The organism is Bacillus sp. CDB3 (genome assembly GCF_002081505.1).
Taxonomy (GTDB): domain Bacteria; phylum Bacillota; class Bacilli; order Bacillales; family Bacillaceae_G; genus Bacillus_A; species Bacillus_A cereus_AT.
Genome location: NZ_ALBR01000052.1, coordinates 1 through 15,198 on the forward strand (window position 1 = coordinate 1; position 15,198 = coordinate 15,198).

Genomic DNA, 15,198 nt, shown 5'->3' on the forward strand with positions numbered 1-15,198 from the left:
TTTTTGGGGGGAATTCTAAATTCTTAAGTTGATGGGCATGTGGCGGTACCCCTTATATTTCCTTAATAAAAGATTCAACTCTATTAACTTAGTTTGCCCTTCTTATCCTCCCTATCTTTCCAAAAACTCAATAATCGTTTCATATACTTTATCCGTTTCTTCGATATCTGGAAAATGTGCACTATTTTCAAATATAACAAGTTTACTATTTTTCAATTGTCTCGTTATTCTATTACTCATTGCCACACCTGTATTATAATCGCGCGCGCCAACTATGACACTCGTATCAGTTTCTAAATCATTAATGCGCTCAATTAGCGGTAAAGCCAAATTGGTTTCAAAAATAACTTTACTCATCTTCCCTGTATTATCTAACTGACTTTCCTCCCAAAGACTTCGATTAAGCTTCGCGAATTCTTCATTTTTAAACAACAGTCGATCTACAGTTTCTGCATCAACAATACTCCAAATTTGATTATATTTTTCTTTTAAAGGAATTTCTGACTTACTTATTTTCGATATTTGTTCTTTCATGTCACCTTTCGTTACTTGTAGAAAACCTTCTATCTGCACAGTATACATATCATTAAAATCGTCTAACGACGGTGCTTGTAATACCATTTTTTCAACCTTTTTCGGATATTTCAAAGCATACTCTAAACAGAGTTGTCCACCAAAAGAATATCCTAACAAATTTATCTTCTCTACATTTATTTGCTTTCTTAATTCCTCTAAATCTTCCACCAGCGTATATATTGAATAATCATTATCATCTTTTGGCGCCTCACTTCGTCCACACCCTCTTTGTTCGTAATAAACTACAGTCATATTTTCTTCCAACCTCAACCCAAGTGTTCTTTCAAATACATAATGATTACCACCTGGACCTCCATGTACAACAATGAGAGGAACTGTATTGTGAGCTGCCCCCTACAACTTTACACCAATGCAGAATACCATTGATCTTCAAATAATGTACACCATCTTGCAACATATACGGAATCACTTATCCTCTCTCCTTATCGCTCATTTATTACTCTCTAAATGTATAAGTTCTGACCATTAACACTTTTTCCCTTTATATTCTTTAGACACTATCTTCATTTATATGAATATCTTTTTTATTCGAAAATAGATTTTTAAAAATTCCTACCCCCACAATTAATAGGCCTATGCCAACTAATTTATTTATTTGTAATGGAATACTCTCCATTCCAAATAATCCGAATGAATCAATACATAAGGCAACGACCAATTGAGTAATAAGGCTAATTAGTACCGTATACGCTGGACCTAAACTCTTTATTGCACCCATTATACAAATAATTAACCCAATGCCAAACAATCCACTTACATAAAATAAATAATTTGTAGTATAAAATTTAATACTAATACTGTTCTCTGTAATGATATAAAATAGAACTGAACTTATGAGACCTACTCCAAGAACACATGCTGTTGTTAACCACTGTCCTACATTTTCATTCACTTTTGCATTAAATACAGATTGTAAGCTAATTAATACTCCAGCAAATATAGCTAAACTAAATCCAATCACAATCTTTCTCTCCCTTTTATTACTCATATATATTATCTTTCGCGACTTCCTTCATTCTAGAAATTTCTTTAATTACAATAACTCCATTACTCTTTTCAATTAATTTTTCATTATAAAATTTTTGTAACACACGAATTGCATGTCTATAGCTTACTCCTATGAAATCCGCAATACTTGATACCGCAGTTGCATCCAAATCCTCTTTATACATATTCCCATTACTATCAGTAGAAATGGAAAGTAAATAACTAGCTACACGTACTTCTACTGGATAAAGTAAATTAAGAGCTGTAAAACGAGTCGATATTTTTAATGTGTTCGCAATGTTTTCAAGTAGGAAGTTCATAAATATAGGATCCTGTATTAACTTGTTTCTAATTACCATATTAGAAATGGAGATAGCTATAACATCTGAACAAGCTTCAACGACATTATGCGTCTTACTTTTTTGTATTAATTCAATATCGCCAACAACCGCCAATGGATTAATAAAGCGAAGGATTAGTTTCTTTCCTTCTGGTGTAATCGTGTAAACTTTTACTTTACCTTTAACAACGAAATATAAACGATGAATTTCCTCATCTTTATCACAAATAAGTGTACCTTTTTTAAAATGATTTACTTGAAAATAATCTGTATCTATTTCCGAAAAAACCTCATGTATTTTATAAGTTTTCAAATAATGCATAATTAATTCTGATCTATTCTCCACTTTCATTTCCTCATTTCATTTACATATTAAATACAGTAATACCTATAATCATTACTATTGTTCCCACAATGTGATATCTCTCCATTTGTATCTTCTTTATATGAAACAGTCCTTTCATTTCAATAACAGTTGCTGTTAACAATTGAGCAACCATAAGTGTTCCAGCTGTCAATGTAACTCCCAGTGAATATATCGCCATAGTTTCTGCACAAATAATGAATCCACCAAATGCACCAGCTGCTAAATATACTTTTTTCACACCCTTTAAATCCGTTACTTTCTCTTCTTTCTTTAACAAAAATACAGTTGTTGCAATAAGGAACCCAATTAAATGAGTTATAATACTCGTTGACCATATACCGATATGTGAACTAAGTTTCGCATTAAAGGTTCCTTGAAGTGTTATACATAGGCCAGCAAATACAGCAAATACAATACCTTTCAAAGAATCATCTCCTAATATTCTATCTCTGACTTAATTAAAAGCTATAATCCTACAAAGGCAAAAGGACAAATGTCACATTACTATGAAAATAACTAGAAATGAACAAAAAACACACCTCAAAATATTTGAGGTGTATTTTAATTATTTTATCAATATATAATATTTTATAAATTTAATTTACGCTATTGTAACAGATTGCTTCTTCATAACAAACCTTGCAAATAAGAAACGTACTAACGGTCCCATAATAATTAATTGTAGTGGATACGCCATCATAAAGTTTTTAATAAAAATTGAAAAGTAAATAGAAATGAATGAGCCGCCATGTAGCCCATTATGTAAATACATCATAGTCATACCGAAAAACGACATAAAGAAAACCATTCCGATTACCATAGCTGTAGCCATCGCTACTATAATATTTATTTTCTTCGATTTATCAAACGGTATCGCGAATACAATTTTTTTCGCGCAAGGTCCAACGATACATATCTCAATTAATAGCGCAATAATAAATCCAATTAGTAGTTCTAATGCGATCTCCTTAATATGAATTGGTCCTTCTGCTCCATTCATCAATACATTGTAAAACGTCATTATGATAACCATCCCTAGGCACATCATCATGCCAAATTGGAGGTTTTCCTTTCTTGTTGTTGGCAATTTTCATCATCCCTTCTCTTTGAGTCTTTGTCATTATATCGATATTGGAAACCTCTTCGTAAGTGAACATTTTGTGAACGAATTTAAAACGTTTTCATATATTTTCTTTCCTCTCAACTCGAACTCTCACTTTTATTTATAGAGGTTTTATATATTTCAATGTTGAATTATTAAATTTAACATTGAAATATATAACTACTAGGAGGATTACCATGCATGAAGCAGAATTTTACGCTTATCACATCGTTACAAGGAAAAAAATGAGTATCGGACAAATCATTCATTTTGACATAAATCAAACTAATACCCTATATCGCTTCTTTTTTGAAAGAGAGCAGTTAAATTCTAAGGGTGAAGATTCGATGCAAATTTTAAAAAATCATTATACAAATGGCGGATTACATATAAAAAATGAAAATGCGAAAGTAGTTATGAGTTATATAGATCAAACAATTAGAGCGGTCAGAGAAACAATTGTAGAAATGGTTAGGCTACAAGAATATCCTGAATACCCTTCCAGGTTATCTTGCTTATATGCTGCCAAAAGCTATGAAGATGCTTTAAAATGGAAAGCATTATTTGATTCCTACAATCGAGAAGTTTTGCAGATTGTTAAACTACGAGTGATTGGACACTGTTTTGAAGGTGATGGAAACCTTTTACCGAAAGAAGATGGCATTCCTTTCTCTCAAAAAATTGAGCAAGCTAGAGCGTATTGGCAAGGAAATGTTAAAAATGAACTTCCTGAGCTATTGATTAATGGGAAAATTGAAGTGGTGGAAATTATTGATGATTTTTCAACTGCCAATATGCTATAAACCATATACAAAAAGAGTATTGAATTAACCTTCGATACTCTTTTTGTACAGTAAAATTAGATTGTTTTAACCTTTACAAATTAACCATTTCATAACCATTTACAAAGTACTCTATCGTTTCTAACTCATCTCCATTTAATTCTCTATCCAATTCTTGTTTATACGCTGCCTTTATCTTCTCTGTATCACCCTTATAAGTTTCTGTATAGGTTCCTACTGTTTTCAACAAATGAATTTCTTGTAAAAATTCAACCCGATCTATAGCCGCTCCATGAGAAAGAATATAAGTTTCAGCATCAAATCTCTCTAATTCTTCTATTAATTTAAAAGTTCGTTTCGTTGTATAGTTCCTCTTTGAAGAAAAAATATCTGCATATATACAGTCTCCTAAAAACAAAATCTTTTCTTCTTTAATATAAATAACAACGGAATCATGTGCATGATCTCCGCCAACATGTTTTAACACACATGTCACTTCACCAAGGTCTAATTCAAGTTGATTCTGGAACGTTACAGTTGGAGGAATAATTTTAATGTTTCTCGTTTGTTCACTAAACTCTTTTTTTATACACTCCGCACAAAATTCAATTTCTGTACCTTCTTTTACACGTGCTTCCAGCGCTGCATCCGTCCATTCATAAGATACTAGTGTCTGCATCTCTTTTTTCGTCTCAGTATGAGCAATAGTTAATGCATCTTGCAATACAGGCAATCCAAAAATATGATCCCAGTGCCAATGTGTTAATGCTACAAAGTCAGGACTTGATACATTTTGTTCTTTTAGCATTTCTAAAAATAATTGTGCATGTGCTTCTGAATTCCCCGCATCAATCATTAAAGTTTTTTCTTGTCCAACGACCATTCCTAATATAGGTCTATCTGTTTCGGAAACAGGTGTCATATACCAAAATGAGTTTCCTATTTTTTTGATTTGCTGCATAATTAGTACCTCCATTTATTTATAAGTAAAACAAAAAAATTGTTTTACTCGATAGGTTATAGTTAGTAATAGTGAACTACTCACCACTTATCGTCCTTACAGACTGTTTGAAGTGGGAGCTTCTTGGGAAGTAGATACTTTTATTAGCTATCTATATTTACCAAGCTATAAGGGTAGTACCTACCCCTAAAGAAAATACCAATTACTTGGCCAATTTTAGTAAGTTTATACTTGCGTTTACATCTCTATCATGATGGCTATTGCATTCTGGGCAAGTCCACTCTCTAAGGCTTAGATTCTTGACTTCCTTATTTTTATAACCACAGCAAGAGCACAATTGGCTACTCGCATAATTCTTAGGTGCGATTATCAAATCGCGACCTTTCCATATGGCTTTATAGTCAAGGTGCTCTCTGAATTTAGCCCAAGATACTTCACTAATTGCTTTTGCTAATTTGTGATTTTTTTGCATGTTCTTCACTTTCAAGTCCTCAATCACAATTACTTGGTTTTCGTTTGTGATTTCATTGCTTATCTTGTGAAGAAAATCATTGCGTTGATTCGCAATCTTCTCATGAAGTCTTGCAACTTGTAGCCTGACCTTGTTTCTATTGTTTGAACCTTTCTTCTTACGCGACAAAGAGCGCTGCAGACGAGCTAATCTTCTTTCGGCTTTTCTCAACCATTTAGGGTTCTCATATTTCTTGCCATTAGACAATATTGCAAAGTCTTTTAGCCCAACATCAATACCCACTTTTGTATCAACTTTAGGAAACAATTGCTCATTTTCTTCTACTAAAATCGATACAAAGTATTTACCAGTAGGTGTTTGAGACACTGTAGTAGACTTAATTAATCCAAAGAATTGTCTGTGTTGTTTAATCTTTACCAAGGTCTTTAGTTTTGGCAGCTTGATATAACCACTCTCTATGTAAACCGTGCCTTTTTGGTTATTTGTTGTATAACTACGATGGTTATCTTTCTTACTTTTGAATTTCGGGAATCCAACAGATTTATCACGGAAAAAGTTAGCGTATGCTTTATTCAAATTCATTTGAGCATTCGCCAACGCAAGACTATCAACTTCCTTTAGGAATGGAAATTCAGCCTTATATTGTGCAGGCGTAGTATATTTAACAGATTTATCAAGTTTATCCTGTGATTCTTGATAAGATTTGATTCTATCTGCAATCATCTTGTTGTATACAAATCGAACACATCCAAATGTTTTTGAGAAAAACATTTGTTGTTCTTTATTTGGATAGATACGATATTTGTATGATTTTAACATTTCCTACACCTCACTTTTCCCTTGATTTTCAATATATTTCTTTACTACATCTATCGGTGAACCACCCGTAGTAATCAAGCAAAAGCTTCTTGACCAAAACATTTCTTTCCAAAGTTTCTTTCTCACATGGGGAAAGTCTCTCTTGATTAGTCGAGAACTTGCACTTTTATAAGCATTAATGAACTTTGTCATTTCTGTATTCGGATGTGCCTTGAATAAGATATGCATATGGTCTACATCATGATTCCATTCAACTAATGTGATGTTATAATTTTCAGAAAAACATGTCTTTTGCATAGTCCGACATATCATCATCAAATACATTTCTTCTGTATTTCACGACCAATACAAGGTGAAAATAAAAGGCAAAGCCTTTTGGCTACGCCAAACCGAAATTCATCTCCCACCTATCGTTGGGCTACGTCCTTCACACGCTTGAAGAAGGAGAATTCTTTCGGGAAATTCGTTAAAATCACAAAAAAGCTCTCTTTTTAATTACAATTTTTTTCGTTTTTATATTGTTCTCTTTCTATTGACGATAAAACTTTTGCGATATTCCTCCCCCCATTATAATTATCGTATATAGTTGAAAGAAAATCACTGATATTTTTTTGATACAAAAACTCCTATAGAATACGATGAGATAAAATGAATACATGTTCCAGATACTGTACACAACAAATACACAGAGTGGATAGATAGGTTTTAATGGTGTTGAAACTAAATATATTAGCAATTATATGTATTGGTTCAGTAATAAAAAAGAAAAAATAAGATTTCTTATATAATATTCGATATATAGACGAGGGATAAATATGTTATTTAAAGAATTTGGTAACAAGAATATGCCAGTTATCATTCTCCTTCATGGTGGTGGACTGTCATGGTGGTCATTAAAACCACAAATTGAAGCATTAAAAAAAGAGTATTATATTGTTTCTCCTATTATTGATGGACATGGCGATGATTGGAATAATACTTTTGTAAGTATAAAAAAATCGGCCGAACAGGTTATTAATTATATAAAAGAAAATTGTAATGGAAAGGTTTTTGCGATTTGCGGTCTTTCTATTGGCGCTCAAATCGTTGTTGAAATACTATCTCAAGAATTTGATATTACAGAGAATGCTGTTATCGAAAGTGCGTTGGTTTATCCTATGAAAATAGCAGTCACATTAATTGTACCAATGTATAATGTGTGCTATGGATTAATTAAAAACAGATGGTATGCAAAACTACAGGCAAAAACATTAAATGTACCAGATGAATTATTTGAAACATATTATGAAGATAGTTCACGAATGACAAAAGAAACCCTTATTAATATTACGAAAAGCAATGGAGACTATTCAATCCCTTCAACATTATGCAAGACGAAAGCCAAAACATTAATATTAGTTGGTGAGAAAGAATTATCAATAATGAAAAAGTCAGCAACTCTACTTCACGCTACCATTAATGGTAGTTTGCTAAAAGTCATAAAAAAAAATAGACATGGAGAAATTAGTTTAATTCACCCAGATAAATACCTCGATATAGTACAACATTTTTTTATAAATAATATAAAATAAGGGATTCCAAAAGAATCCCTTTAAAAATCTCATATCCTCTCACATCTTTATGTCACTTTTCACCTTATTGGGCAGTGGCAAAAATAATTGACATTACTAACACACCCTAATCATTTAACATTCAATTTCATTTGCATAAACATACGTATTACAAAAATATAAAAAACTCACTATTGATGCTTTTATTTAAGATAAAAATTAACACGGTAGTTTCGGCTACCGTGTTATTCTTAATTCCAATTTTTCTCTTTTCTAAACTCTTCTCTTTCTATTGACGATAAAACTTTTGCAATGTTAGGACGTTTAAATGGCGCTAATAAAATGTTGTCAAAATAATCTTCTTCATAGAAAACGTTCCACGGAAAAAGTCCGTAATAAGCATTTGCTAACTCAAGAAGAGTGCCGTCACTATAACTCATTGAACCAGTAACATCCAATCCACGATGTTGCCTAAGAACCTTCTCTACATTAATCCTTACATCTGCATTGCCAATCACCTTCCAATCACCCTTGTCTAATGAACTAGAGAGTACTGTTAATACGGAGATAAAAGAATGATTTGAAACCTCTTCTACAGTTGGAATGGCCCCTGTATTTAAATCAAATAGTCCACAAACAGGACTACCAAAAGGTTTCCATACTACCTGTCCAAACCCATATGTACCATTACTAAGATTAAGCAAAAATATGTCTCCCACTCTCCACTTTTGTTTTTTAGGGCGTTTGTGAGAAAGGAGCTGCTGTTCAGCTTCTGTCATTTCTTCTTCTGAAATCGTAACATTAATAACTCCATTAATAATTACAGCAATCTTAAGTATAGTAAGAGCATTAGTAGTACGAATTACTACCTCGCTTGAATCTTGACCAAAATCTATACGCTTGTATAAATCTTTTTCTATCTCGTTTCTAAGTATTTTTCGAAACTGTTTTAATGCATCGTAGTTTGTTTCAATTTTTAATATCTCTGCTAAGTCCTCAACAATAAAAAAGTATGAGGATGTTGCATCTGGAAGAAAAATATCTATTTTACCTAATGAAAAAATCATTTGAAATTCACCTACTTAAAAACAATATACATACTGATTTTCTTTAGCATGTCGTATCTTTCCTTATCCATTTAAATAAGTATCCCAATCATAGTCTTCCATTTTATAAAATCTACCTTTATCATTTCTTTCATATGCACATAAAGATGGTTCACTAATAAATTCTAAAATAGAATCATCCATATTCAATATGACGCCAATTGAAATAATTTGAAAGTTTTTAGGATTATTTTCATAGTCATCACTTTCATAACCACTTAATATTGACCAACCAGAGTCACCTTCTTCTCTTGAATCCTCTTTAAGCATAAAGTTAAATTCTCTTTTTTCAAGTACATCATCACTAACAATTACCTTCGTGTCAAAATAAAAATCCCAATCTTTTGAAGCTGGATCGTTATATTCCGTATCACACATATTCTCAATTCCAAATGAAATTTTATCACCTATTTTTAAGTCTAAACGATACGGATCATTGCTCAATTTCCCTACAAACTTCTTCTCATTTCTTTCAATGATTTCAACCCACATTCTTTCACCATTAAACCTATCTTCTTCTTCGTTTTTAGTTACAAAAATTAACTTTACCAAATCTCCAACCTTTAATTTCCCCAAAACTTCTGCACTGGGAACATAAAATGTATATGGAGATTCTTTATTTAACTCATAAACGTTATCTAAATACCAGGACATTTTTTCACCCTCCTAAAAATAATATCATTTATTTAAAATACTAATTATGTAAGACACCCATTCAATCCTTAGAGGTTTTTATACTATTATTTCTTCCGGCAAACTACCACCATTGAATAACAATCCTCTCCTAACTCATTCCCTTCCCAATCATTATATATATGTAGCAACTCGAACCCGTTCAACTCTAACAATCTTTCTAATTCTTGCGGGTACGTATAACGAAGATCAATCGTTGTTTTTAGTTCATCTACTAGCGTATCACCCTCATAAAACTTTCTTGTTGTTATGTAGTGCTGTATTTGCTGAATTGAATCGTATGTCATCTCAGTATATAAATCACAGCTTCTTCCCTTTTCATCATTAACAGTTGTCCAATATTCTTCTGTAGATGGTTGTATTAATTCTTCTTTTGAAGGGAAACGTGTATCGAATATAAATATACCATTGTCAGCTAACACATGATGAATAGATGTTAATAACTGATTTTGATGTATATTCGTAAGAAAATGCTGGAATCCGTGTCCTACCATAAATGCTAACGGAATAGTTTCTTCAATGTTCAATTGTAAACAGTCTTGCTGTAACCATTTCACTTTCGTATAACTTGTTGATTTTTTCTTCGCTTCAGTAAGCATTCCTTCATGTATATCTACACCAATCATTTGATATCCGTTTTCTATGAATGGAATTGTAACTCGCCCTGTTCCACAGGCTATATCTAGAATCCATTCATTTTGTATATTTAGTTTTTGTGCCCATGATAGTAAAAACGGAAAATCTGTCAGACTTTTATTTTCTATATCATATCGTTTTGGATTTTCATATTCGGATAAGTTCCATTTTGTTTGCACTTATACTCCCCATTTCATTTTAATATATAAATTATAATGAATTTACAGTTTTTTCTCTATAATTAGTAAAAACAATTTGGACTAATACAACTTAACTTTTCGTAAGCTAAATACAAGGGTATAGAATCGGAGTGTGATACTATGGAACGTTTATGGATCCCAATGATCGTTACTTTTTTTTCATTCGGTGGATTATTATTAGGTGGTGCTGTTGGAGTAGCAACACGCCAACTAATTGAAGAAAAGATGCATCGTTTATACGCATTATGTGGTGGGATTTTACTTGGATTATTATCACTTGAAATTATTCCTGAAACATTTTCAAGCTATGAAATGATTGGTCCTATACTTGGTATAGCTATCGGTATTTTAGTTATGAGCTTATTAGATAACTATTGCCATCATCCGAATATACATAAGAAAGATCAACAAGCATGGCAAACTTTCCTTTTTCTCTCTTTCGCTATATTTATTCATAATATACCGAGTGGATTTGCGCTAGGTACAGCTTTTATAAATCATAATGACTCTGCCATTCCCTTTTTAATAGCAATCGTCGTTCACCATATTCCAGAAGGATTAGCTTTAATTATCCCCTTCCTCTTTACAAAGCATAAATATATTTCATTTCTATTAACAACTTTATTACTTTCTCTTATTCTCGGTACCGGTACGGTTTTTGGAATTTTGATGGAAGGAAAAGCTCTTCATTTACAAGGACTCATTATGGGAAGCGCTATCGGTTCACTTGGTTATGTCACAATTCACGAAATGCTTTGGAAAGCTAAGAAACAGCTCTCTTTCCTTACATTTCTAACGTGGGCAATTAGTGGATTTTTACTAATAATAATCTTCATTCTTTTCACTGGACATCATTAAAACAAATAAGTTATATCATTTGTATATTTTTCCTTTTTCTCCAAAACATAATGTTATCTACCTATTATAAGGAGGAACAATTATGTTTGGAAAAACAGCCGGTGAAGCATTAGTTGATTTATTAATTGACTGGGGAGTAGAACACATATATGGTATGCCTGGAGATTCCATCAATTCAATAATTGAGGCTTTAAGAAAAAACAAGATAAAATTAAATTTATTCAAGTTCGCCATGAAGAAGCTGGTGCATTAGCAGCGGCAGCCTATGCGAAATTAACAGGAAAACTTGGTGTTTGTATGGCTATTGCAGGACCTGGGGCTATTCATTTATTAAATGGTTTATACGATGCAAAACTCGATCAAGCTCCTGTACTAGCAATTTCAGGACAAGTAGAAACCGATTTACTCGGAACGGATTTTTTCCAAGAAGTAAACTTAGAAAGAATGTTTGATGATGTTGCGGTTTATAACTAACGTATAATGTCAGCTGAACAACTACCTGCTGTAGTCAATCAAGCGATTCGTATGGCATATACGAAAAAAGGTGTATCCGTTCTTACTATTCCGGATGATGTTCCGAAATTTGAAGTAAAAAATGGTGCTCGTGTTACAAACACTTCTTTTACATTGCCTGAGCTATTTCCGCAAAAAGAAGATTTAGATGCAGCGAGACTCGCAATAAATGAAGCGACAAAACCTGTTATTTTAGCCGGGAAAGGAGCTAAACATGCGAGAGAATCTTTACTTGCATTTGCAGAACATATCGGTGCTCCAATCGTACTTACGTTACCAGCTAAGGGGATTATTCCTGATGAACACCCTCTTTGTATCGGTGGGTTAGGGTTAATTGGAACAAAGCCTTCTTATGAGGCAATGAAGCATGCGGATACTTTAATTATGGTTGGTACTTCTTATCCGTTCACTGGTTTCTTACCTGAGAAAGCAAAAACACTTCATATTGATACAGATCCGGCTCAAATCGGGAAACGTTATGCGACAGACATCGGCTTAGCTGGTGATGCTGATAAAACATTAAAATGGTTAATTGAAAATGTAGAAAAACACGAGGATCATTCCTTCTTAGAGCATCATCAAGAAATGATGAAAAAGTGGGAAGAAAAATTACACAATCAAGAAGAAGATTCTTCGACTCCAATTAAACCACAGCGAGTTATGCATGCACTGCAGAAAGTAGCAGAAGATGACGCAATTCTTTCAGTCGATGTCGGAAATGTAACAGTATGGACTGCAAGGCACTTCCGTATGACAAACCAGAAATTTATCATTTCTAGTTGGCTTGCAACACTTGGCTGCGGTTTACCTGGCGCACTTGCTGGACAAATTGCTTTCCCGGATAAACAAGTGTTTGCAGTTTGTGGTGACGGCGGATTCGGAATGACAATGAATGACTTCGTAACAGCTGTTAAATATAAACTACCAATCGTTGTTGTTGTATTAAACAATAATAAAATTGCTATGATTAAATTCGAACAAGAAGTTATGGGGAATATTGAATTTGGTACAGACTTAACGAATCCTGATTTCGCAAAATACGCAGAGGCGTGCGGTGGTATTGGATACCGCGTCGAACAGTTAGATGACTTACTTCCTGCCTTCGAAAATGCTGTAAAACAAAGTAAACCATGCATTATTGATGTAGTTGTAGATGTAAATGAAGCACCAATGCCAGCAAAAATCACATTTGGTCAAGCAGCTGGTTATACGAAACATATGATAAAAGAATTATTTGAAGAAGGTAAGATTGATTTACCACCACTTTAAACAAAAAAGATAGCTGAAAACAATTTGTCTTCAGCTATCTTTCTTTATTTTTGTACCTCTTTATAGAAAGAAAAATCACTCATAGTAGGTTGTACTTGCTTCTCTACTTTCACTTCTTTATCCTTCCTCTTCGGCATTCTTACATTTCCTAGTTTAATCGCATCTTGCATACTATTACTAATAAGATTTCCTGACAAAATTGTCATACTATAAAAAGCGATTGGTATAAGTACAATCCATGTATGAGTAGTTAAATGACGGAAGTTTTGACCAATTAGACCCGTCCATTCCTTTGTTACACTATCCGCATCTAATCCAAAAAGTATCGTTCCTCCAAAAAACAACTTAAGTAATCCAAGATGCAAAAGAAGTAATAGCACACTTACAAATTGTTGGGCTACCAATAAAAGAAATGATGGTAATATATGCGGCCATACATGACACTTCAGTCTCTGCCACTTACTTCCTCCAAGCACTGTTGCCGCCAACATAAATTCTTCATTCTTAATACGTTTTACTTCTTGCGCTACATACAACATAACAGTTGGTACAGCAAGACACGCAAGAACTATAATTTGAAACGCAACTCGCAAATGAAATGGAGCAGCTGCCTCTCCACTGTCGAACATTAAAACTTCCTTTAAAATAAAATAGGAAATCATAACCATTGGTACGATACTGAATGGATCAAAAAAAGATGAGATAACTGGAAATGAGCGTTTACTGTACATACCAAGTAATAAACCAATGCCTCCCCCAATCACTACACGTAAAACTGCAATAACTATACTCGCACCTACAGTCCATTTTGCTCCTTCTATTATTAGCTGGAAAAGATCGCGACCTTTCGCATCACTTCCGAACCAAAATTTACTCGACGGTGAAAACGGAGCAGCCTCTAATTCTCCTTTTTCGTTATACATCATCGTTAATTCGCGAATATTCCCGTCAAAAAACACCGTATTTCCAATACTAACAAGCATTAGTACACTCAAAAAAGTAACACCTAGCCAAAATCTCACATCTCTTTTTACAACTTGCCACATGTTACACACGCTCCTTTATAACATTTTTTAAAAGCGTATGTAATATACGAAATAGTATAAAAAGCGGTACGTATAATATAACTAAACTCACTGTAAATATTTCTAATTTGGAATTTTCTTTTACAAAAACAAACATGCCGTACGTATTAAATAGCCATTCAATAATATATAAATTTGATAACATAAATAAAATATTTGTTTTTGCATAATAGACTGTTGTTAACAAGACGTTTCTTGAAATATGGTGTGTCAAAATATGCCTTAAACTCAGTCCTTTGCTCTTTGCAAATATGCTATAATCTTTCTCTAATTCTTCTCTAAAACGTAATAATAGTAGCTTCATAAATAATAACGTTGTAGGTATAGCAAGGCATATTATTGGTAACATGCGAGCTCTATCCTCACCAAATCCCGCATGTTTCACTGGCATAAATCCTGTTTTTTGAAAGATAATTACTACTAGAAGTTGAGATAATAAAATTAATAAAATGTCCGGGATACTTTCAAGTGCGACGAAAACTCCATTCCATATACGTTGCTTTGATTGAGAGCGCTGCAATACCCACACAACGATAAAATACGCAATGAGTAAAGAAAGTATAAATGCCGAAATAAATACAAACATTGTCTCTACATAATGAATCCATATTTGTGGAAATAACTTTCTTGAGTTCCGAAATCCATAAGTAATTTCACCTGGTTGAAGTAACTTCTCTCCAAGAAACAGAACTGTGTTCCAAAAACCGATTAAATCAATTTGCAATCCCTTAAATAACCGAGGGAGCGCACCTAGACAGATTATACATAAGATTGCAGCTAATAGTTGTAAACAAGTAATCCCACACCATTTAGCAACTCGCATCACCATCACTCTATCCCCCTTACCATTAGATAGAATAT

Annotated in this window: 14 protein-coding genes and 3 pseudogenes; 4 read left to right on the forward strand and 13 right to left on the reverse strand. The window is 33.1% G+C overall.

Going from position 1 to position 15,198, the window contains the following annotated elements; translation table 11 throughout:
• Positions 1-111: 111 nt before the first annotated feature.
• The 5 genes and pseudogenes from CDB3_RS12340 to CDB3_RS12360 form a co-directional block, all read right to left on the reverse strand.
• Positions 112-994 (reverse strand): annotated as a pseudogene (locus CDB3_RS12340) (alpha/beta fold hydrolase).
• 93 nt (positions 995-1,087) lie between these two features.
• Complete coding sequence (locus CDB3_RS12345; RefSeq protein WP_000579000.1) at positions 1,088-1,558, reverse strand: DMT family transporter; 471 nt, start codon at positions 1,556-1,558, stop codon at positions 1,088-1,090.
• A gap of 19 nt (positions 1,559-1,577) precedes the next feature.
• Complete coding sequence (locus CDB3_RS12350; protein ID WP_128854693.1) at positions 1,578-2,270, reverse strand: Crp/Fnr family transcriptional regulator; 693 nt, start codon at positions 2,268-2,270, stop codon at positions 1,578-1,580.
• 19 nt (positions 2,271-2,289) lie between these two features.
• Positions 2,290-2,715 (reverse strand): DMT family transporter, encoded by a 426-nt coding sequence (locus CDB3_RS12355; RefSeq protein ID WP_128854694.1) that lies wholly within the window; start codon positions 2,713-2,715, stop codon positions 2,290-2,292.
• A 177-nt stretch (positions 2,716-2,892) separates the two neighbouring features.
• Positions 2,893-3,378 (reverse strand): DUF2798 domain-containing protein, encoded by a 486-nt coding sequence (locus tag CDB3_RS12360; protein WP_128854695.1) that lies wholly within the window; start codon positions 3,376-3,378, stop codon positions 2,893-2,895.
• A 212-nt stretch (positions 3,379-3,590) separates the two neighbouring features.
• On the opposite strand from CDB3_RS12360, the gene CDB3_RS12365 reads away from it, so the two are divergent.
• On the forward strand, positions 3,591-4,196 hold the full coding sequence (locus CDB3_RS12365; protein WP_128854696.1) for a DUF2441 domain-containing protein: 606 nt from the start codon (positions 3,591-3,593) through the stop codon (positions 4,194-4,196).
• Positions 4,197-4,269: 73 nt separating this feature from the next.
• Here the strand turns inward: CDB3_RS12365 and CDB3_RS12370 are convergent, their stop codons facing one another.
• The 3 genes and pseudogenes from CDB3_RS12370 to tnpA form a co-directional block, all read right to left on the reverse strand.
• On the reverse strand, positions 4,270-5,151 hold the full coding sequence (locus CDB3_RS12370) for an MBL fold metallo-hydrolase (RefSeq protein ID WP_128854697.1): 882 nt from the start codon (positions 5,149-5,151) through the stop codon (positions 4,270-4,272).
• 187 nt (positions 5,152-5,338) lie between these two features.
• Positions 5,339-6,427 carry an IS200/IS605 family element RNA-guided endonuclease TnpB gene (tnpB, locus tag CDB3_RS12375; RefSeq protein WP_128854698.1) on the reverse strand — a complete coding sequence of 363 codons (1,089 nt, stop codon included), beginning with the start codon at positions 6,425-6,427 and terminating at the stop codon, positions 5,339-5,341.
• 3 nt (positions 6,428-6,430) lie between these two features.
• Positions 6,431-6,773 (reverse strand): annotated as a pseudogene (gene tnpA, locus CDB3_RS12380) (IS200/IS605 family transposase).
• A 469-nt stretch (positions 6,774-7,242) separates the two neighbouring features.
• Between tnpA and CDB3_RS12385 the strand changes: the two are divergent.
• Complete coding sequence (locus CDB3_RS12385; RefSeq protein ID WP_128854699.1) at positions 7,243-7,998, forward strand: alpha/beta fold hydrolase; 756 nt, start codon at positions 7,243-7,245, stop codon at positions 7,996-7,998.
• Between the two features lie 230 nt (positions 7,999-8,228).
• Here CDB3_RS12385 and CDB3_RS12390 read toward each other — a convergent pair whose 3' ends face one another.
• The 3 genes from CDB3_RS12390 to CDB3_RS12400 all read right to left on the reverse strand — a co-directional run bounded on the left by CDB3_RS12390 (position 8,229) and on the right by CDB3_RS12400 (position 10,591).
• The gene (locus CDB3_RS12390; RefSeq protein ID WP_128854700.1) at positions 8,229-9,044 is read right to left on the reverse strand and encodes an Imm26 family immunity protein; all 816 of its coding nucleotides are present in this window, start codon (positions 9,042-9,044) and stop codon (positions 8,229-8,231) included.
• Between the two features lie 63 nt (positions 9,045-9,107).
• Positions 9,108-9,737, reverse strand: a complete 630-nt coding sequence (locus CDB3_RS12395) for an immunity protein Imm33 domain-containing protein (RefSeq protein ID WP_128854701.1) — start codon at positions 9,735-9,737, stop codon at positions 9,108-9,110.
• Positions 9,738-9,823: 86 nt separating this feature from the next.
• Positions 9,824-10,591 (reverse strand): class I SAM-dependent methyltransferase, encoded by a 768-nt coding sequence (locus CDB3_RS12400; protein WP_128854702.1) that lies wholly within the window; start codon positions 10,589-10,591, stop codon positions 9,824-9,826.
• 141 nt (positions 10,592-10,732) lie between these two features.
• Between CDB3_RS12400 and CDB3_RS12405 the strand changes: the two genes are divergently transcribed.
• Complete coding sequence (locus CDB3_RS12405) at positions 10,733-11,470, forward strand: ZIP family metal transporter (protein WP_128854703.1); 738 nt, start codon at positions 10,733-10,735, stop codon at positions 11,468-11,470.
• 82 nt (positions 11,471-11,552) lie between these two features.
• Positions 11,553-13,252, forward strand: a pseudogene (locus CDB3_RS12410) (pyruvate oxidase).
• Between the two features lie 44 nt (positions 13,253-13,296).
• Here CDB3_RS12410 and CDB3_RS12415 read toward each other — a convergent pair.
• Together CDB3_RS12415 and CDB3_RS12420 are read right to left on the reverse strand one after the other, a co-directional pair.
• A complete protein-coding gene (locus CDB3_RS12415; RefSeq protein ID WP_128854704.1) occupies positions 13,297-14,298 on the reverse strand; it encodes an ABC transporter permease subunit in 1,002 nt (333 codons plus the stop codon).
• A gap of 1 nt (position 14,299) precedes the next feature.
• Positions 14,300-15,166 carry an ABC transporter permease subunit gene (locus CDB3_RS12420; RefSeq protein WP_128854705.1) on the reverse strand — a complete coding sequence of 289 codons (867 nt, stop codon included), beginning with the start codon at positions 15,164-15,166 and terminating at the stop codon, positions 14,300-14,302.
• Positions 15,167-15,198: the final 32 nt, after the last annotated feature.